This is a genomic window from Microbulbifer sp. CNSA002 (assembly GCF_047324085.1).
In the GTDB taxonomy this organism is placed as follows: Bacteria; Pseudomonadota; Gammaproteobacteria; order Pseudomonadales; family Cellvibrionaceae; genus Microbulbifer.
Map to the genome: position 1 here is coordinate 3,090,219 of NZ_CP172449.1, position 19,893 is coordinate 3,110,111.

Sequence of the window (19,893 nt, forward strand, 5' to 3'; positions counted from 1 at the left end):
ACATAAAACGATGGCACTGGAACGAAACTGCGGTACCAGCTCACAGAAAAAGAGTGCTCAGATAGAGATTGATGCTTGCAGCAGCTACAAAACATCTAAAAATTGACCGCCACAATAACGCCGCCATTTGCGGCCGTAATGTAGGCGCGAAGCGCCGAAATGGAGGTCCAGCACCAGAAGCCTCCCCCCTTAAAGTAGACGCCACCTTATATTCATCTTATGCGGCCATTCTTTCATATTCATCTGGGCTTTTGAACCCAAGTGAACCATGTCTTCTTTTAAAGTTATAGTACCTATCAAGATACCAAGCTAAGTTGGTTCTTAGCTCCTCAACGGATTTAAAATTAAATCCTTTGAAACTCTCAGTTTTCAGTGTTTGAAAAAATGATTCCACATACACATTATCATTCATAAACCCTGGACGGTTCATGCTCGGCTCAATATCCAGCTCTTTGAGTCGGTTTTGGTATGCATAAGCACCGTACTCAGAACCTCTGTCGCTGTGAAATATTAGATTTGATTCTATATTTCTGCGACGGACAGCTTTATTTAGCGCTGACAGTGTTAGCTCAACAGTTCGAGTATCCGACAGCTCCCAACCCAACACTTTCCGGGAGTAAAGATCAATAATCACAGCTAAATATTGCCATTGCCCATTGATCTTCAGATAGGTTACATCACCAGCCCATTGAGAGTCTGGTTTACTCGGCATACCATGCTCTCTTTGTAAATTTTCAACCTTAATACAAGGATTTCCAGGCAAAGGGCGTCGACGATAGATCCTTCCAGCTTTCCCCACGATTCCAGCCTCTCTCATAAGGCGTTCAACGCGTTTGTGATTTATTCTTTCACCATTAGCTTTCAGCTCTGCGCTAATTCTTGGACTTCCATAATTACCATCATGCTGTGTATAGATAGCTTCGATACGCCTTAGAATTCGCCTATTCTCTATGTCACGAGTGCTCTCATCTCGATTGAGCCATTTATAAAACCCTTGGGGTGAAACATTCAAGTATCTACATAAGTACCTGACACCAAAGTCTGATCGATTAAGAGCTATGAATGAGAATCTTTCGGCTTTGGATCTTTCAGGTACATTTCCCACTTTTTTAGGAAATCATTCTCCTTTTGCAATTTCTCGACTTTCTTTTTTAGACGTCTTATCTCTTTATCATCGGTTTGAGACCGATTTTTCGTTGCTTTTGTCATACTTATTCTACGACTGGGCTTCTCGACCAGCTTGCCTTCTCTACTTTCCTGTCGCCATCTATACACCATTACTGGATGCAAACCAATAATGTTGGCGATAGTAGTCGTATCTACTTTCAGTTGATTAGTGAGAGCTACCACTCTAACTTTGAACTCTGTTGAATATTCAACAACCCGCTCTTCACTCAGTATTTTCGGCATTTTTTCCTATCCTATTTAAAAGATAGGCGTCTACTCAATGGGGGAAGGTTTCCCAGCTTGCTGGTGCGATGCAACATGGCCTTGTTATGTGTTTTAGGTGGCATATGCGTAGAACCAAAAACTAAGAGCCAAGCATAGAACAACCGGAACCAATATTAGGCCCACAACCTTAATTGGGATTTCAGCTACGGGATGTCTATATTTTTGCCGACGACCAAATACTTCTGTATGAGTTCGCAATCCAAATGGCGCGAACACCATGAAATATGTCGTAGAGCCAACTGCAATTGAAAAAGCTAGCCAGCCAAAGACATTGGAAACAGTTACCTCTTCAATTGAGTACATCCTGGCAATAAATATCACCGAGACAAAAATTAATGCAAGGCTAATGTTCTTCATCTGTACTTACACATAACGCTTTTAGCACCAGCGCCGCAGGCGTCGGGTGCCTAAACTAGTTAAATGTTGCACATATTCGCCTATTGTGATTCCGCCTGCAATACCACCAATCAGTGGCAATGCTACAAATTGCGCATGATAAAAATCCATAGATTGAACTCTTAGGCTATTTAAGGCCAAAAGCACAACAGAGATAGCAAGACCTAAAGTTAAGACAACGTACTTAGAAACCCCTAACTTCTTAGCAAGAACCAAGCCCACCATCCCTGAAAGTAGTCCTTGAGTAAAATAGCTCTTAATATTTAGGAAGATGTCCAAATAGCGCGGTAAATCGAACAGGCCTGGCGGGCGAAAGTAAAGTGACGAACACAACATTGCACTCACCATAGTGACCACTAGTACTGTGTATTTACCGATCATATTCATATGACATTTAACGCCCGCGTCATTTGCCGCAGCGAAGTGGAGGTCAAATGCACGCGTTTGTTATACAATGCCATTATCCTTAATGAAGGACCACCCACCTAGATTGTCATCCCAATGGGACAACCTTCCAAGGGGGTTACCCTCAACGCTATACATTCGTGTTTGCATTGGACCATTACTACTAAAAATCATGTAACCGGGCTTAAACACACCATAATCACAGTGCTCGTGTTTCAGTCTTATTTCATGTTCTTCGCCAAGCAACGAATATTTTTGCCCTGCGCACTCTACACATTTCCCCTTAGTGCGCCGCTTTGCGAGCCATCTACAATAATCTCTTAATAGAGAAAGTGCTTCTTGTTCGGACATAAAGCTATTGTCAAAGGGAAATTCAATTTTTTCGCCGGATTTAATAACTATAGAGAGATTTTCGAGAAATCGAAGAGAAGGAATTTCCTCTACCCAAGATGGCTTGTTACAACTGAAGCACCATGCTGGAGTTAATAACATGCTTAATATATCGGAGTCCTTAACGGCTTTCTGACACGTATCATCTGTAAGCAAATAGGCCCTATCCTCTGAAGGGAAATAATGCCTTTCACTACATTCTGTACATTCAAGAAACCTTGGGTTCATGCTCGGAGCTCATTCATGTATTTCGCCTTGCTAAACGGCAGTCGAAACGTAGTGTAGGCTGTCCGGTGGAGGGCGCGTTTTTTGCGCCCGGAACGAATTTGAGCAACTTGTTACATGTTTTTACCGGCATAACCGCGAAGCTTTTCCAGCTCAGGTTTGACTTGGGTTCCCTCAGCATTGAAATAAGCCCAAGATCCATTTGGCATGGTTACAAACAGGTTGTCCTTTAAAAAAAATACGTATTCCATACCGGTTAGCAAGCCAAGCATACAATTTCCTGGAGAAAAGGGAATTTCTTTTACCAAGCCCGTTTTGGGATTATCACCCTTGAAAGATTCGACAAGCTGATACGTAGCATTTACAACCTCATGCGAATCTCCATCATGATTCTCCGCCACTAATTTGGTGGCAATTATCTTTGCCCGAAATACTCGCTCTGCACGATCGAAAGTTTCTTGTTCATTTGAACGAGAAAATGAACACGCATTAGCCTCTTGATATAGGAGGAAAAAAGCTACTAGAAAAGTGAAATATTTAGTCATAGTGATTATATCTAACGCCGCTAGCAAGGGCAGCCGAAGCAACGCGTAGGCTGTCCAGCCCAGCCCCAGAGGGGTTGGGCGAGCTTGACTAGCCTGGTTATGGCTGGCGCGTACTGAACCACCTACTTGCTCTCTACCAGCCAACTTTGGCTGGTCACTACCCGATAAATTGAAAGGGAAAAATACCATACTTTCCCAACCGGTTAACTATCTGATTGGCACTCCATGATGGCGTAGCTAGCTTGCAGGGCTTGCTGACTTAAAACGATGGCACTGGAGCGAAACTGCGGTACCAAATTGCAGGAAAACTCTCAGAAAAAAGTACTCAGGTAGATATTGATGTTTGCAGCAGCTACAGAACATCTAAAAATCGACTGCCACAATAACGTTGCTAGCAAGGGCAGCCGAAGCGGAGCGTAGGCTGTCCCGTGAAGGGCCAAAGGCCCGCAGCAAGCTGTTTGCACTAGTTAAGCATTTGCTAACACCCCAGCTAACCAAAAAATAGTGATGTACATTAAAGCGGTAAAGCTGATTATAAATATAACTTGCAAAATTGATAGTTTGGAGTGGATACCAAAATCAATGAGTTCATAAAGTTTTTTTGGGAAGTACTTTTTTATACTCAGTATAACCATAATTACTGCTATACCTACATAAAGCAACACGATACCCCAAAATCTCTCTGGTTCAACATCAATACTGATTGTTTCTGAGAGCCCAGCTCGTTTATAACCAATTACTTTGCCGCTCACAACAGCAAACACGCAGTAAGCTAACGTGAAAATGGCAAGCAGTAGATGAATTAATCCAACTTTCCGCTGCATTGCTGCTCCATACTTTAGGTGCTTAACGCCTTACTAAGCGGCGAAAAATAGTTGGCTAAAATTGCTAGGAACGAGCACTAGCCAACTGTTTAGCGTCCGTTTGAGTAACTTGTTAGAAGTTGTTTATAAATACTCTCGAAACCAACTAACTAGCTCTTTATTTGCTTGTTTTCTGTTTTTCATTAAACCATGATTATCGTCAGGATATAAAACAAGTTTGTGTGGAATATTGTTCTTTTTTAACGAAGCTGCTAAATCAATAGAATGATTAACTGATACACGTTTATCATTAGTGCCGTGTAGAAGTAAAATAGGAACATTTGGCGATAAATCAGCTGTCCAGTTTAATACTGAACGCTTTTCTAGTTCAGCTACTTTGTTTTTCTCATAATCAGGGATTCTGTGCTTGTATACTTTTTCCATTTCAGGTCGGTAAGTTAAGCCTTTTAATAAATCAGAATTACCTGCAATAGTTGCTATAGCTTTTATATTTTTTAATTTTTTCACGGCTAGATGAGTTTGCATCCCCCCTCGACTTGCACCGTACATTCCAATACGTTGATCATCAGCACCTTCAATACGTGGGATGTAATCTAATAATGCAGTGACATCATTCACATCACTTCCACCAAATTCATCGTAAGCAGAAGAATTCTTGGTGAACGTTCCACGATACTGACTACCGATAATAATAAAACCTTCGTTAGCAATAGGAAACAAGTTATGCATCATTGAGCCGAAAACAACACCGCCAAAGTTACCATTTCCACCGCGGTTATAAATTAATACAGGTAATCTACCTTTCGATGATTTGGGCTTTATCACATAGCCATTTACAATATTTCCATCGACAAGATATTTAAAAGTAGAACAAGATAGATTTCTCTGATAAAAATCGAACTTTTCCTTACCGAAACGCAAATCAAATCGAGATAAAGCTTGATTAAGCTTTTCTTCTGATTTTATTTTCCTTTTGAATTTTTTCTCCATGCCATTACGCCATGATGTGTAATCAGTGAAAATCCAAGTAAAGCAGCTTTGTTGATCTTTAATTCGTTCATCATTGATCAAATTGGATGCTTGGGTGCTAAAAGATGAAATAGCAATAGAGATAATTAATAGGTATTTGTTCACATGAACTCCATGTCGGTGATTGAAACTTCTAACGTTGCTAGCAACGGCAGCCGAAGCGGAGTGTAGGCTGTCCAGCCCGACCCCGAAGGGGTTGGGCGAGCTTAACTAGCCTGGTTATGGCTGGCGCGCTCGGGACTACCTATTGGCACTTTACCAGCCACGAAGTGGCGACAACATAAACTTGTTATGTGATACACAACAGAATTATAACTACCACCCAAAAAACCAGACCGATAAACGCAACTGCTAATGCTCCGAGATAAACTTCTTCATCTTTTTCTATGAGAGTGAATCCGTTTTGTTTACTGCGCCTACCTCCACCCTCTCTACTGAGGCTAATACTTTCTGGCTTCCATCTTCCTAAAGAGATTATTAGAGTTAATACAGCGCCAGTAGCATAGCTAATTCCCCAAAATATGACATCCAAGAACAAGCCAATTAACACAAACCCCAATAGATCTTCCATGCCTATATCTCAGCGGCCTGATTCACATGCCGCCCCGCAGCACAGGCCGGAGGTCCAGCACACGAAGTGTGCGATTGTGCCTGCGTTTGTTAAGTGACCCACATATTTTTACTAAATACGCCACCATACCTCATCACCAGATACACATAGCATTACGTCTTTAAATACACGTTTATCCGACATGCGCACCAATCGCAGTTTTAAATTATCAATTTCGACAAAGGTATCTTCTGATTCTTCAGAATCGAATTCTTCGGTTTCTATAAATCGCTGAGCTCTTTCAAAGAGATTACGGTATTCATCAAAAGCCGGAGTTGGAACCAACACACCTATGAACCAAGGCTGATCAAGGTCTGTTTGTGTTAAGTCGGCCAACTTTTCGTCTTCTTTGTATAGTTCCCAGATATTCATTTTTCACTTAACGCTTAAAGCACCTGTGACAAAACCAAAGCGAAGCGGTGGTTTTGATGTCGGGTGCCTTTACATGTTATGGCTTTTACTCGCCACATTTTATGCCCGATGATTCAGTAGTGTGTTTTCCGGTGTTTACATCAATCAATATATAACGGCCCGTGGAATCAGTAAATTCAAAAACCTCATTTTCAAATTGAAATGGTTCATCTTGCCAGCATATCCAGGGGCGCGGGCCATTTAAAACATCGGAGCCCACATCTTGAATTTTCTTTAGTTCTGACTCACTGAAGAAATTGAGCCCAGAGAACTCAAATGAAACTTTACCAGTAACAGAATAGATAACGAGATCATGACCCGCAAAAGGGTTTGCCCAGTCTAGCATGGTAACTAGCACTCCCTCATTGCTTAAGTAAGCTGATTGTGGGGAAACCTCATTTAGCAGGTGAAAAGTCCTTTTAAGTTCATAAGTATTACCATTAAGTTGATATATCTCAGCTTTAGCATAGGGCTTATATTTATCGTCTACAGGCCACGCAGGGATGATCCTCGACATGAACTCCGTGTTCTCACTGAAAACCCCATAGGTTTTGGGCGACTTATAAACAGTGGCCGCAGTGTTAATGGACAAGAAAAACAAAGCTATTAGAAAAATAGAAATCCGCTTACTCATACGATGCAGCCTTATAGCCATAACGCCTTGCGAATGGGCGAGCGGCGCGTAGCAGAGCGAGTCCAGGAAGCCTCCCCCCTTAAAGTAGACGCCACCTTATATTCATCTTATGCGGCCATTCTTTCATATTCATCTGGGCTTTTGAACCCAAGTGAACCATGTCTTCTTTTAAAGTTATAGTACCTATCAAGATACCAAGCTAAGTTAGCTCTTAGTTCCTCAACGGATTCAAAATTAAATCCTTTGAAACTCTCAGTTTTCAGTGTTTGAAAAAATGATTCTACATACACATTATCATTCATAAATCCTGGACGGTTCATGCTCGGCTCAATACCCAGTTCTTTGAGTCGACTTTGGTATGCATAAGCACCGTACTCAGAACCTCGGTCACTGTGAAATATTAGATCTGATTCTATATTTCTGCGACGAACAGCTTTATTTAGCGCTGACAGCGTTAGCTCAACAGTTCGAGTATCCGACAACTCCCAACCCAACACTTTCCGGGAGTAAAGATCAATAATCACAGCTAAATATTGCCATTGTCCATTGATCTTCAGATAGGTTACATCACCAGCCCATTGAGAGTCTGGTTTACTCGGCATACCATGCTCTCTTTGTAGGTTTTCAACCTTAATATAAGGATTTCCAGGCAAAGGGCGTCGACGATAGATCCTTCCAGCTTTCCCCACGATTCCAGCCTCTCTCATAAGGCGTTCAACGCGTTTGTGATTTATTCGTTCACCATTAGCTTTCAGCTCTGCGCTAATTCTTGGACTTCCATAATTACCATCATGCTGTGTATAGATAGCTTCGATACACCCTAGAATTCGCCTATTCTCTATGTCACGAGTGCTCTCATCTCGATTGAGCCACTTATAAAACCCTTGGGGTGAAACATTCAAGTATCTACATAAGTACCTGACACCAAAGTCTGATCGATTAAGAGCTATGAACGAGAATCTTTCAGCTTTGGATCTTTCAGGTACATTTCCCACTTTTTTAGGAAATCATTCTCCTTTTGCAATTTCTCGACCTGCTTTTTTAGACGTCTTATCTCTTTATCATCGGTTTGAGACCGATTTTTCGTTGTTTTTGTCATACTTATTCTACGACTGGGCTTCTCGACCAGCTTGCCTTCTCTACTTTCCTGTCGCCATCTATACACCATTACTGGATGCAAACCAATAATGTTGGCGATAGTAGTCGTATCTACTTTCAGTTGATTAGTGAGAGCTACCACTCTAACTTTGAATTCTGTTGAATATTCAACAACTCGCTCTTCACTCAGTATTTTCGGCATTTTTTCCTACCCTATTCAAAAGGTAGGCGTCTACTCAATGGGGGAAGGTTTCCCACGCTTAAGGCTGTCCAGCCGAAGGCGACATTGATCGCCTTGTTATATTTATGGGTAGGTCATACCCTCTCATTGTGTCCCAAACTAACTCTCCCTGGCACTCATAGTAAGAAAAATATACAGCGCTAATGCTTAGTGTTTCAATTTCAGATGGAGCTGCGTAAAAGTTTGCTTTGGAAAAACCTCTTTCGTTTTCTACGGCTAGCTCTGACGCTAGCTTAACCTTTCCTTGTTCTTTTTTATGCAGATTAATACTGCTCAAATCTCTTGAATTGTATTTTTGAGGCAAGGAAATAGACACATAATAAAGCTCGCCATCAAATTCACTTTTTATTGAGTAAGCGTCTATATCCATTTTATACCCATGCTCAGTACCTTCTACTCGGCTAGGGCATGGATTGGGCTCTTCGACAGCAAAACAGCTAACCGAGAGGAAGCTTAAAATCACGAGAAAAACTTTATTCATAAGTAAACATAACACTGCCAAAATGCGCAAATTTGGAAGCCAAAGACGGAAAAATCTTTAGCTATTGCTGGCCTTGTTAAACATTGCCTCAGAAAAACCATAGTTGTAATCATTTGTTAACATCTACAATTTGCTGGCCAACTATTTCATTGGTTTTTGCATTTTCTATCCAGAACCGTATAGGTTTACCAACACCTAAACCTTCATCCATTTCTTTACGAATGATATATGTCTCTTCTTTTTCAGCAAAAAATGACAACTTTGAAAAAGCATAAAGTGGAGTGACTTTAAATTTCACTTCTATCTCATGTTTGCCAGGCTCAATGATTAGTGCTGTTGGATAATCAGTAAATAGCCCCATTCTGTAAAGAGACTTTCCATCTAGCCCGGTAATATTTATTCGTTGATCAAATCCTACTAGAACTTTGTTGTTGTATTCAGAATCTGTTTTTAGAAGCGCTTTACCTGTATGCGTAAGCGATATGTCTTTTGCTGGATCAACTTCACCAACAACAGTACAACCTGTAACCAGAATAAATACATATGTGACAAATAATACTCGTAACATGCTACATGCTTTCTCTTTTAAATATAACGCCCGCCTAGCGACCAGAGGTCCGACTGCAGGCGCTTGCCAAGTGCTTACTGCACATTATTTGACTGTAGATTTTTGATAACACGGTTAGCTAAGCCTTTTGTTATTGGATAATTGATACCTGGATTAGCTAACCAAAATATCATTTCATCCAATGTATCCTTGTACTGACTAAGAAGCCCAATGTCCTCTCGATGTTCGATCGCATTTGCCCATTCTCTGACTTTTTGATCACTTAATTCACCGGAGATAAAACGTTCCAGTACATTTTCCAGGTGAGATGGCTTTAAAGTTACCAAGTCAATTTCTGAATCCCAGCCGTATGACTTGAGATTTCTCAAAATATCATCTATTGGAGCTTTATACTCAACTAACTTTGTAGCTAGAATTTTACGCGATTCCATCATAAGCACTTAACGCCCGTATTTGCGGCTGGTTTGGAGCGCAGCGGAATACCAGTCCGACAACATGCGCTTGTTAACTTTTAAAACTAGGTAAAGTCCATTGTGTAGATAACTTCCCTACAGTCAGAGCACCTAAACTTGTATACAGCAGGGTTTCCGCCTTTTTCGTAGTGCTCGAGAATATTTTGCCAAACATCAGGCTTGATCATTTCATCACGTAGAAACTTTTCGAGCGATTCGCCCGCCAACTCAACAAGATCTCCTTTCTCTGCATCTCCGTGGAACTCACAAGCTGTACTGCAATGCGTCTGCCATACCTCCTGCTGCCACGAGTTATACCCTGGAGTCCTCTCGCACACTTCTGAGATCACCTCATCTTGTACACCGGCCTCTTGTAACGGGTAGTCATCGGAGAACATGCCATCAAACTTTTGAGCGGCGGAACCATCTGCTATACACCACGGACAGATAAACTCAATTTCTTCCTCAGCGTAAAAGCTTGAGGTATATACATACCCTCTAGCCTGTTCACAGCATTCGCAGACTTCGCTGCTTTCCTTGATCGCACCCGTAGAAATTGGATCAGGGTGATATTTGAACTTCGGGAGTTCCACGATTTCCCCTCAGAAAGTTAACGCCTTTATAAACGGCGTGCGTTTTCAGCGCGTCCAGTTGCAGCCGTTTTCTGGCTGCAACGATGTTTAATAAACTTGTTATACCCTGGCTATTTGTAGATTTTGGGATCAACTTCATATTCTCCACCCATTTCCTTGGGCTTCAAGCTCGGGTGTTGCTCGTAGATGGGGTTCATGAAGCTAGTAAGTAGTTCACCCATCACTTTTCCTGTGGCTTGCTGGTAGTTTTTAAACTCTTGTTCAGAGCATCCATCCTTAATAAGAGCAAGATTATTATCCATTGCAGCCCCTATTTTAAGTGCAAGCAAGCTTGTTTTTTCAGCTAATTCTCTATCCATAGGTAGTATCCGTATAACGCCCAATTCAGCGGCCCGATGCGGAGTGCTTTTAATTATGCCGTAATGTAATGAAAGCATAATTAAAAGCGCGGAGTGTCGGGTCCGACTGCAATTTCTTGTTATGTGCTCTTACTCCGTTTTTTTGAACCAACCGTTTTCTCTTGAACTAAGTTCCTGCCAAGACTCTCTACTTAGAATTTCCATATTTGAATGCTTAGTACCTACTAATACTTTTTCAGAATCCCAGGACAGTACTTCTTCTAGGTCTTCAGGAGGAACACCACCAAATTTCGGGAAATACTCCGGTTTAAATGCCCATACTCCACTTTCGATAGCTTCGACCAATTGCTTAACATTCTTCGGTTCAGCGCACAATATTGGTAAAGTACAAATTACTTTAGCTATTTCTTCCGGCTCATAGTAATCATCATCGAGAACCCAACCCTCATCTCGCCATAGATAAAATGTCCAGTTAGCTTGTGACACTGCAATTGCTGTTTCAGAAATATTTGGACCGCACTGGTAGAACACAGAATATCTAATTTCATTGATATCAATGACTCTAACAGAAATTTCAGAGGAAATGGGAACCTCATCGATTATCTGAGATAGCAAATCTGCAATTAATGGGTGTGCAGCCCTAATGGAGTTTTGAGTCTCCAAAATTTGAGCCAGGCGCTTCTCGATACTTTTTCTTAAATCTATGACTCTCATCCACTTGTCACATAACGCCTCAATAACCCGCAGCGGGAACGCAGCGAAGCGGAGTGCAAGCTGTCGGGCGCCGAAGGCGCGTAGTTCATTGATTTGTTATGCATTTTCAGCGCGCAAGTATTTAAAAGCAAGCCAGCATGGATAAATGGAAAATAGTACTGTCACGTAGCCAGACAGCCCCGCGAAAGAGAGAAAGGCTGCTATTGAAATAAAAACAAATAGTCTTTGATACCTACTGGGAGATTCCCTTAACTTTAAAGAGCAGCAAATTAAACTAAAAAGAACAATTCCGAACACAAGGTGTACTGCCAATTTTGGAGACTCGTCAAACAAAATTGCGAGTGCGCTGCCATCTGTTTGATAGAGCATCACAATTGTCAACCCAGCCAAGAAACAAAGCAGAATAAGGCATTGAGTAAATAATTGATTTTTCATTTTTTATGCATAACGCCCGCAATAACCGGCCGGAGCGAAGCGAAGGTCCGGCGGAAGCCACACAGTGGCTGGAGCGAAGTTAATTGCCTTGTTATGTGTTTTGCACGAGATAGTATAAATTTCCATATTCTCTCGAATCCAATCTTTCTATTTCTTTAGCCTCAATAGCTTCATGTAACCATTGTTTAATATCACTTTCTTGTACGTACGGATATTGCTTTCTACGAGTACGAATGAAGCCACATAGTCTCCATTCATCAAAGCCATCGGTACGTCCATTGACTCCGTAGTCGAAGTCAATTATGTCCTTCTTGCTAATTTGAACCTTACAGCCAACGCCATGGAAGAAGTATTTATGCTTGTCTCCGAGCGTACCGATTTGGTCAATCGGCGGGGCCCAATTATGAGGTTCGTCAGTTTCAAGATATTTCTTAAGCAGCTCGTTCGCCTCTTCGACTTTTTGCTGAAAGTCGGAAATAATTTTTCGAAGCTCAGTATTCATGATTTACACATAACGCCTTGCTCACCGGGAAATTAGGAGCGGAGCGAGTAATTTTTCCGAGTGCAGCAACTTGTTAACTGCTTTACTGCACACCATAGTGCTTCTTCCAGAGTGTGCGTGGCTTACATTGAACTTCAGACATGAAATCATTTAGATTCTTTGATTTCTTACCTGTACGATCAACTATCTTTTTTCGCCTGACACGAGAATCAATGGTTTTGTAGCACTCTGCATAGAATGTCTTTACAACATCCGGCCAGCCATCTCGGTAACCCTTATCTATTTCAAGAAATCTACGCAAACACAACGCAACCAAATCTGATATTTGAATCATTGGGTTCTTTCTTGAGTCTACAGGATAACTGAACTCGACAATCCACTTCACGCGATGAGCCGCAGCCCCTTCAAATCTTCGGCTATGAACTATTCGTTCTATGTCTGTGTGAAGATTATCTTTTTCATCTAGAACAATTAACCCCCTAGCGGTATGGCCCAAATTTTTCTTAACATGCCAGTTTATGTAGGTCACTAGATAATCAAAGGAGCATAGATAAGGTGTTTTATAGTCAAACACGAAATCGAAATCGCACTCCCGGCCATTTAATACTTCTTTCTCAATTGCGTAGAAGAAGGCATCATGACCAAGCTTGTCTAGTAGCCCCAGTACATCCCTAACAAGTTGAAGCCGTTTTTCTATGTCGTGTCCAGCAAATGGCCCCTCACCGTTCGGGCTAAGCAGCTCAAGCGAATGAAGCTCAAAATTTTCTGGAATATTCCCATCAAAATAACTGCTTATGATCTTTGAAAAGGCTGTCTGAGTGTTATTCCACTTCTGGTCTGCAACAGAGATACCCCCGAGAACAAAGATAGGTTGATTAGCATCTTCAAGATTGGCTCCAGTACAGCCACTCTCATCCATGTAGAAAAAATGCACAAAACTCTCCTTGCAGTTAACGCCCTGCGCATAGGCGAGCGAAACATAGTGTAGCGAGTCCAGCCCACGTTTTTTGTGGGCGATTTTGCCGCAGCTTGTTATGAGTTTGACCTAGCTGCTCACTTCGCATCCAGGCACTAAACAAAGTAGAACCAGTGCTATCCTGCTGTACCGATACGATAGAACTCCAAATATTAGTGCGGAAACGAACCCCCAAGGTAAGTACTGCCATAGAATTTCCTCGATAGATCCTAGCTCTGTTGAAAATGAAAATGCACGGACTATAAGACCTACAAAGAATCCGATTATGGAATAAACGAGTACTCCAAGAAAAACATTAGCTGTGTTTACTGCTCCATCTGAGTGAGCTTTGCGAGTATCCTTTACTGACTTTTCTGGTTCCATAGTTTTACTCATAACGCCGCCAGCAGGGGCAGCTTATCTTGTGCACATTTTGCGCAAAAATGGGAGCAAAGCGACCTGCGCAAAAGGTGCACAAGATAAGCTGTCCCGCGAAGGGCCGAAGGCCCGGAGCAATTTGCCTGGCCTTGTTAAGCACTTATATTTGCCCCGCTTCCGCTTGCTGAATAATACAAGACCAATATGATTTATTGTGGCCTCTGTAATCTTCGATTGCTAGAATCGCCTCATTAAATTTGGCAACAATTATTAGTTGCTCTTGCTCTGTTTCTTTAGATTCAATTTCAATTACGTATTTATTGTAAGCTTCAACCGAATGACGAAAATTTTCGATTCTTGTATTAACGCTCCATGGTTCTAACTCATCTGGCCCTAAATATAGAACAACACCGTTTTTATCTAGATAAAATCTACCATCAGCATCATCGGAAGCAATATATTCAGAATCGTCTTTTTCGAAAGTTATTCTCATGATTTGTATGCTTAACAGTTAATTCAAAAGAAGCGTCTTTATATCAACTTTCTATATAATTCTACTCACTTCTTTCAAGATAACCTCAAAAACCCAATAATATCAAAAAGTTAAGAGCTTTGACATAATTCTCAACAGGTAGATATAAAGCAGGCGCTATATATCTACCTGCCTTTTCTGCTCTTTATAACATTATCAACCCTATAAAAATCAAAGAGATAGATCGTCACTTCCAGAAATAGGAGAAGCTTCTCTTGAATTCTGATATATAGAGCAAGCCTCAACTGTCTTAACCGCCTTTATTCCCGGGTAACTAACCGTGCGCTTAGTCTCAAATAGCTCTATCGCTCTTACCTGGCTTACGCTGCTCAATGACAGGCTCCGTCACCTATTCATCACCTGCTATCTTGCTTTAGGCAGCAAAGCTGAAGCTGGGGGAAGAAGTGGTTATGTCTGTCATGTGCCGTTTAGCCCTTTTGGCAGTAGTTTTTATAGATCTGATGGGTCAGGGATTGCTGTTCCCGATCATCAATGAATTGGTTATGTCGACAAAATTCCAGTTCCTACCTACTGATACGCCACAATCAACTCGGCACTTGTACTATGGAGTTGTGATCAGCAGCTTCTTTCTGGCGTGGTTTATTGGGTCCGTATATATCGCCAAACTGTCTGACAGTATCGGACGCAAAACTGCCATGGTGCTGTGTCTGGTGGGGGCTATGGCCGGATACGCGATCACTGTTCTCTCTTTGCTAAGCAATAGCCTTTGGCTTCTTATTCTAGGACGAGTGATCAGCGGCTTTACTGCGGGAAACCAACCTATTGCTCAAGCAGCAATGATTGATGCCAGCCAAAGTGAGCTGGAAGCCTCCAAGAGCCTAGGGTTATTGGTAGCCGGAATGAGTGCTGGGGCTGTAGCTGGACCGATTATGGCAGGAGTCCTGGCAGACAGGGAGCTATTGGGGAGCATAGCCAGTATCCAACTACCCTTTTACTTTGCTCTGGTACTTGTCGCTATTACTTTGTTTTTGATCCTGACCTTTTATCACGATACCCGGCAAGCCCCGATGCAGCTTAGGCTTCGCTTTCTGGATCTATTTACTCAGTTTATACATCTGAAGGACCGTCCTCGGGTTGTCCGACTTTGCCCTGCCTATCTCTGTTTCATGCTGGTGCATCTCAGCTTTTATATATTTATCACAAACTATTTAAGCAGTAGATTCCAGGCAGGCCTGCTAATAACCAGTATGGCCATGCTGACTATGGGTATTGCGGTGGCAATTTCCAGCCTCTTTATGGTCAAGCCTGTTTTGTCCCGCTGGACTAAACCCCTGGTAGTTACAGTTTCCGCCTTAGTGATGGGCGCGAGCGCGTTAGTCTTCGTATTCAGCAGCCATATTTGGCTATGTTATCTCAGTGTGTTCTTCGCGTACCTTTGCTTTGGGCTCGCTTACCCCGCCCTCTTGAATATATTTGCCAATAGTGTCGATGAAACGGAACAGGGTTGGGTGATGGGAATAGCTACTGCGGGCTTCACGCTGGTAGCAAGCTTGATTTCGCTCGCGGGGGGCATGGCAATGGAAGTTGATATCCGCTTACCGTTTTACATTACAGCAGCTGCATCGATATTAGTATTTGTTTTAATCCGCTGGAGCTGGCGCAAACTCCCTGGCGTAGCATAGTGAAAAATCAGGCAAATAAGTAACCGACCTACTCTGCCAGTGGCACCAGACATGGGCCCATCAGGGTAAGCTGAAAGGCCCAAAACTTTAAACCTCGCCCCTCATTAGTTAATGAATCGCCTGCTCTCTAGCTAATCCACAGTCTACAGGGTTATTTACCTCCCCACTTAAATCTAGAATACGGGCGATCCACCATATAAATGGCTCAACCTGACCGCTTAAGGTGCAGCTACCTGTACAAATATCATCAAGTAGCGACTGAACATCGTGAAGCCGCAAGGCCGTGACAGACCTCTGGTTTCTTAGCGTTACTGAGCAAAAAGGAACGTCGTTGACCGAGAGATCGCTCAAGGTTACTTTGCCGCCATCAATTAAAATCCTCACCGGCTCAAACTGTTCAGTAACACTCACGGACAAGCACAAGTTGGGCACGGGGCTGGATAGTCGATTGATATATTCCTGTAAGAAGTTAGAAAAGGCATTTGCCCACTCACCAATTTCAGCGAGGGCTTGCCCCAAATCCATAGCCTCCTCTTTTGCTTCCAGGGATTGGGCATCAACCTCTTTTTCAGCCTCAATAAGAGCTTCCACGGTCCTATCAACATCCTCCCTGGTGTGAGCTGCCGAGCAGATCAACCTCAGGCGGCCACGGCCGCTCTCGACTATCGGGTATGTGACAGCCGAGGTTTGAATACCGCGCTGATAAAGCGCTTGGACTATCCCGTATAGTTTATCTTTACCCTTAAAATGGGGCGTGATAATAGGCCCATCACCTGTTCCCAAGTCGTATCCGGCCTGCTCGAATTTCCGGCGCATATAGCGGGTCGTATCCCACAATCGATCACGCAGTCCATCGTCAGATTTAATCCGACGCAAGGCAGTCAATGCGGCTGCAATATCTGCAGGACTGATAGAAGCCTGAAAGATATATGCCCTTGCTGAGGACCTCAGCAAGTCAACGTACTCCTTACTCGCAGCAACCACACCCCCAAGGCTACCGAGCGACTTACTGAGTGTTGTCATAATAAAATCAACTTGATCAGTAACACCTTGAGCCGCACAGATACCGGCACCACGCTCACCATAAAAACCGAATGAGTGTGCCTCATCAACTAAGATCAAGGCGTTGTATTTCTTTGCTGCACGCACGATTTCAGCTACCGGCGCAGCACCTTCCCCCATACTGTAAACGCCCTCGAGAACCACTAGCGTCGTTCGGTAGGGAGATGCTTCAGATTCCAACACTGACTCCAGATCAGAGGCATTATTGTGTTGGAAAGTTCTAATTTTGGCGCCACTGAGACGGGCACCGTCAACAATTGAGGCATGGCAAAGTTGGTCTATAACCACAACATCATCTTTACCTAATATTCCTGCCACCACCCCGACATTGGCCGTATAACCCGTTGGAAACAAGCAGGCTCCTGACTTGCCTACCAAATCAGCAAACTCCGTTTCAAACTGGAGGTGAAGGTCCGTCAGGCCCGACGCCGCCGCTGAAGTGCCCATTCCTGTTCCGAAAAGCTGTACAGCGGATGAAGCCTGTTCGATAACTTCTTGATCTCTATTCAAGCCAAGGTAGAGATTGGTCGTCCAAATAATTGCATCCTGGGTATCATCGTTATAAACATCTGTAACAGTGCCGTGCGTCCCACTACCTGTCCGTAAAACCTTACTGTAAGGATTCCTCTTCTGATTATTTGCCATGGCTATCACCGCCTGCACCAACTTACTTTTGTCAGAAGCAGACCAGGATGACGCCTTTGCGGCCTGAAAAGTTGGATGGCTCAACTGGAGCTGGGACTGGAAATTAGCCAGCGCATCAATTTCAGATTTGGCAACCTCATTAGCTGACTCACTACTGATCCTACCTTCCGTCAAATCAAGCATATAGCCAGCCAATAGCTTCGGCGTGGGATAATCGAAGATTGTTTGCGCAGATAGGGGGTGTCCAATGCAATGACTCAACCGGCTGGCCAATTCTAATGTTGTCAGCGAATCCAGGCCCTGCTTGTCGAAGGCTATCTCTGGAAGCACAACCTCCGGATCTGGGTGGTTCATGATGGAAGCCATCTCACCGCGGATAATTGAAGTAAAAATTGCCTCGCTATCTACTGATAAACCTGCGAAGTGCTCGCCCATTCCACGGCTTCGATTAATATCATCGTTTGCAGCCAAACTGCTTTCAGTTGGGACGACAAGCTCCGCTTCAAGGAGGGCTAATCGTTTACGATCCAGCTTATTGTTGGGTAGCAAGGGCAGCTCTTGCAGGTGCTTGACAAACTGGGGGACCATAAATTTTGGAAGGCGCTGTTCAAGAAACTCTTTTACTGCTACTTCGGTAATTGTCTTTTCGCTAGCAACAATATAGGCCACTAGAATCTTTTGCCCCGCCCCGCCATCTATAACGGTAGTAGCGGCAGCATCAACGTCCGGTATAGACTCAATTGCCGATTCTATTTCTTCAAGTTCAATACGATAGCCCCTAATCTTCACCTGGCAATCGGCGCGCCCCAAGTATTCTATTTCTCCATTTGCTGTCCATCGGCACAGGTCTCCCGTTTTATACAAGCGCTGATCGGAAATTCGGGGGTTGGAGGCAGGCTGTATAAAACGCTCCTCGGTCAGATGCTCATCATTTAAATAGCCCCGAGCTAGCTTGTCACCAGACAAATACAACTCCCCCTCGTCGCCGGGAGCAACTGGCTGTAATCTCTCATCCAAAATATATGCGCGTGAACTTGAAACCGCCCTTCCAATCGTAATTTGGTCGCTATCGGGGCTAACTTCTGTATAAGTTGAGTAAACCGTGTCCTCTGTGGGGCCATAAACATTAACTATCCGCAATTGTTCAGCCCCCGCATATATTTGCTCGACCAGGGATTGCTTAAGTACTTCACCCCCAAAAATCAGGCAACGCACTCCCTGAGGCAATTTGTCTATCGAAAGTAAAGCCTGAACCGCAGATGGAACGGTGATACAAGTTCGCACTTGCTCTCGAAAGGGAAGTTTTGGCAGCTCCAAAATATTCTTCGACAATATAACCCGGCCCCCCAATGATAGAGTTCCGATAATTTCCATCACCGAGGGGTCAAAGCAAACTGAGGTCGAAGCCAAAACGCCTTCTAGCTCTCCATCGCTCAACAGCTCACTCATGGACTTACTGAGAGCGATAAGGCTTCGGTGTTCGATAGCAACCCCTTTCGGGCTTCCAGTAGAGCCGGATGTATAGATTACATAGGCTAAATCACTCGTTTTCGGCCTGGTATGTTCCGGTAGAAACTCCGGTGCCTGCTCTCGCAACTCATCAATCCATAACAGTTCTTTCACGCCAAGGCACAAGTTTGCGTTATCGTCACAGTCGACAATTGCTGCGGCAGCTCTGGAGTGCTCGAGCATATATCGCACCCGCTCTAGCGGATAAGTTGGGTCCAATGGGACATAAGCACAACCTGCACGCATTACGCCAAGTAGAGCCGCGACCAGCTCCCAGGATCGACTCATACAGACTCCAACCAAGGAACCAGGCTCAACTCCTCGATTTACCAACTCAGCGGCAATCCCATCGACCCGTTTCATCAGGCGAGTGAAATTTATTTCTGTGTTGCCATCGATAATAACGACCTGATCAGGATTCTTTAGCTTTTGTCTTTCGATCAAATCGCAAACTGTATCTCCTGATGATACAGCTCCCATTTCTCCCGATTCAAAATCTAAGGACTGGGCGTTATGTTTGTTTATTGAGCTGCACACTGAACATTACCTTTTATACTTATTAAAATCCGAAAACTAACTTTCAATTCATTTCTCTGTCTTTCAAATTTGGTCAAAATTTTCTGTTATTTGAATTACTTGAAAACCAGTTTCTATATTGGAAGTATGCCGGGAAATAATTTCATAACATTGAACTGGAGCAGTATTTCAGCTACCGCAGTTCCAGGTCATAAAGGAAAATTAAATGAAGGTGGTATTCAGGGAGATAGAAACGCAATTTGGAAACTGATAGTTAAATATCAGTCAT

The 19,893-nt window shown here is 43.2% G+C and carries 24 protein-coding genes; 1 reads left to right on the top strand and 23 read right to left on the bottom strand.

All coding sequences use genetic code 11. The annotated features are described in order from the left end of the window. Window positions 1-217: 217 nt before the first annotated feature. The 22 genes from ACG1BZ_RS13715 to ACG1BZ_RS13820 all read right to left on the bottom strand — a co-directional run bounded on the left by ACG1BZ_RS13715 (window position 218) and on the right by ACG1BZ_RS13820 (window position 14,190). Window positions 218-1,105, bottom strand: coding sequence for an IS3 family transposase (locus tag ACG1BZ_RS13715; protein ID WP_413662301.1), 888 nt, complete (start codon window positions 1,103-1,105; stop codon window positions 218-220). Further along, window positions 1,057-1,410: a transposase gene (locus ACG1BZ_RS13720; RefSeq protein WP_413662302.1), complete on the bottom strand. Its 354-nt coding sequence runs from the start codon at window positions 1,408-1,410 to the stop codon at window positions 1,057-1,059. The genes ACG1BZ_RS13715 and ACG1BZ_RS13720 overlap by 49 nt, the downstream gene beginning before the upstream one ends. Window positions 1,411-1,503: 93 nt before the next feature. Beyond that, window positions 1,504-1,809 carry a hypothetical protein gene (locus ACG1BZ_RS13725; protein WP_413662303.1) on the bottom strand — a complete coding sequence of 102 codons (306 nt, stop codon included), beginning with the start codon at window positions 1,807-1,809 and terminating at the stop codon, window positions 1,504-1,506. 21 nt (window positions 1,810-1,830) lie between these two features. Further along, window positions 1,831-2,235, bottom strand: a complete 405-nt coding sequence (locus ACG1BZ_RS13730) for a hypothetical protein (RefSeq protein ID WP_413662304.1) — start codon at window positions 2,233-2,235, stop codon at window positions 1,831-1,833. Window positions 2,236-2,981: 746 nt separating this feature from the next. Continuing rightward, complete coding sequence (locus ACG1BZ_RS13735; RefSeq protein ID WP_413662305.1) at window positions 2,982-3,602, bottom strand: hypothetical protein; 621 nt, start codon at window positions 3,600-3,602, stop codon at window positions 2,982-2,984. A 278-nt stretch (window positions 3,603-3,880) separates the two neighbouring features. After that, window positions 3,881-4,237 carry a hypothetical protein gene (locus ACG1BZ_RS13740; protein ID WP_413662306.1) on the bottom strand — a complete coding sequence of 119 codons (357 nt, stop codon included), beginning with the start codon at window positions 4,235-4,237 and terminating at the stop codon, window positions 3,881-3,883. A gap of 123 nt (window positions 4,238-4,360) precedes the next feature. Continuing rightward, a complete protein-coding gene (locus ACG1BZ_RS13745; RefSeq protein WP_413662307.1) occupies window positions 4,361-5,371 on the bottom strand; it encodes an alpha/beta hydrolase family protein in 1,011 nt (336 codons plus the stop codon). Window positions 5,372-5,555: 184 nt separating this feature from the next. Continuing rightward, window positions 5,556-5,837 (bottom strand): hypothetical protein, encoded by a 282-nt coding sequence (locus tag ACG1BZ_RS13750; RefSeq protein ID WP_413662308.1) that lies wholly within the window; start codon window positions 5,835-5,837, stop codon window positions 5,556-5,558. Between the two features lie 111 nt (window positions 5,838-5,948). Beyond that, entirely contained in the window at window positions 5,949-6,248 is a 300-nt protein-coding gene (locus ACG1BZ_RS13755; RefSeq protein WP_413662309.1) for a hypothetical protein, read from the bottom strand. Window positions 6,249-6,333: 85 nt separating this feature from the next. Further along, a complete protein-coding gene (locus ACG1BZ_RS13760; protein ID WP_413662310.1) occupies window positions 6,334-6,921 on the bottom strand; it encodes a hypothetical protein in 588 nt (195 codons plus the stop codon). 107 nt (window positions 6,922-7,028) lie between these two features. Then, the gene (locus ACG1BZ_RS13765; RefSeq protein WP_413662311.1) at window positions 7,029-7,916 is read right to left on the bottom strand and encodes an IS3 family transposase; all 888 of its coding nucleotides are present in this window, start codon (window positions 7,914-7,916) and stop codon (window positions 7,029-7,031) included. Further along, window positions 7,868-8,221: a transposase gene (locus ACG1BZ_RS13770; RefSeq protein ID WP_413662312.1), complete on the bottom strand. Its 354-nt coding sequence runs from the start codon at window positions 8,219-8,221 to the stop codon at window positions 7,868-7,870. The genes ACG1BZ_RS13765 and ACG1BZ_RS13770 overlap by 49 nt, the downstream gene beginning before the upstream one ends. A 58-nt stretch (window positions 8,222-8,279) precedes the next feature. After that, complete coding sequence (locus tag ACG1BZ_RS13775) at window positions 8,280-8,741, bottom strand: hypothetical protein (protein ID WP_413662313.1); 462 nt, start codon at window positions 8,739-8,741, stop codon at window positions 8,280-8,282. Window positions 8,742-8,850: 109 nt separating this feature from the next. Next, on the bottom strand, window positions 8,851-9,309 hold the full coding sequence (locus ACG1BZ_RS13780; protein ID WP_413662314.1) for a hypothetical protein: 459 nt from the start codon (window positions 9,307-9,309) through the stop codon (window positions 8,851-8,853). A gap of 74 nt (window positions 9,310-9,383) precedes the next feature. Then, window positions 9,384-9,743 (bottom strand): hypothetical protein, encoded by a 360-nt coding sequence (locus ACG1BZ_RS13785; RefSeq protein WP_413662315.1) that lies wholly within the window; start codon window positions 9,741-9,743, stop codon window positions 9,384-9,386. An 83-nt stretch (window positions 9,744-9,826) separates the two neighbouring features. After that, the gene (locus tag ACG1BZ_RS13790; RefSeq protein ID WP_413662316.1) at window positions 9,827-10,354 is read right to left on the bottom strand and encodes a CbrC family protein; all 528 of its coding nucleotides are present in this window, start codon (window positions 10,352-10,354) and stop codon (window positions 9,827-9,829) included. Between the two features lie 110 nt (window positions 10,355-10,464). Then, complete coding sequence (locus ACG1BZ_RS13795) at window positions 10,465-10,713, bottom strand: hypothetical protein (protein WP_353376763.1); 249 nt, start codon at window positions 10,711-10,713, stop codon at window positions 10,465-10,467. A 129-nt stretch (window positions 10,714-10,842) separates the two neighbouring features. Further along, on the bottom strand, window positions 10,843-11,427 hold the full coding sequence (locus ACG1BZ_RS13800) for a hypothetical protein (RefSeq protein WP_413662317.1): 585 nt from the start codon (window positions 11,425-11,427) through the stop codon (window positions 10,843-10,845). 526 nt (window positions 11,428-11,953) lie between these two features. Beyond that, on the bottom strand, window positions 11,954-12,364 hold the full coding sequence (locus tag ACG1BZ_RS13805) for a DUF6896 domain-containing protein (protein ID WP_413662318.1): 411 nt from the start codon (window positions 12,362-12,364) through the stop codon (window positions 11,954-11,956). 82 nt (window positions 12,365-12,446) lie between these two features. After that, window positions 12,447-13,298, bottom strand: a complete 852-nt coding sequence (locus tag ACG1BZ_RS13810) for a DUF3800 domain-containing protein (RefSeq protein WP_413662319.1) — start codon at window positions 13,296-13,298, stop codon at window positions 12,447-12,449. Between the two features lie 16 nt (window positions 13,299-13,314). Continuing rightward, a complete protein-coding gene (locus ACG1BZ_RS13815; protein WP_413662320.1) occupies window positions 13,315-13,530 on the bottom strand; it encodes a hypothetical protein in 216 nt (71 codons plus the stop codon). Window positions 13,531-13,857: 327 nt separating this feature from the next. Continuing rightward, complete coding sequence (locus tag ACG1BZ_RS13820) at window positions 13,858-14,190, bottom strand: hypothetical protein (protein WP_413662321.1); 333 nt, start codon at window positions 14,188-14,190, stop codon at window positions 13,858-13,860. A gap of 449 nt (window positions 14,191-14,639) precedes the next feature. On the opposite strand from ACG1BZ_RS13820, the gene ACG1BZ_RS13825 reads away from it, so the two are divergent. Next, window positions 14,640-15,872: an MFS transporter gene (locus ACG1BZ_RS13825; protein ID WP_413662322.1), complete on the top strand. Its 1,233-nt coding sequence runs from the start codon at window positions 14,640-14,642 to the stop codon at window positions 15,870-15,872. A 108-nt stretch (window positions 15,873-15,980) separates the two neighbouring features. On the opposite strand, the gene ACG1BZ_RS13830 is transcribed toward ACG1BZ_RS13825, so the two are convergent. Further along, window positions 15,981-19,532: an amino acid adenylation domain-containing protein gene (locus ACG1BZ_RS13830; protein ID WP_413662323.1), complete on the bottom strand. Its 3,552-nt coding sequence runs from the start codon at window positions 19,530-19,532 to the stop codon at window positions 15,981-15,983. Window positions 19,533-19,893: the final 361 nt, after the last annotated feature.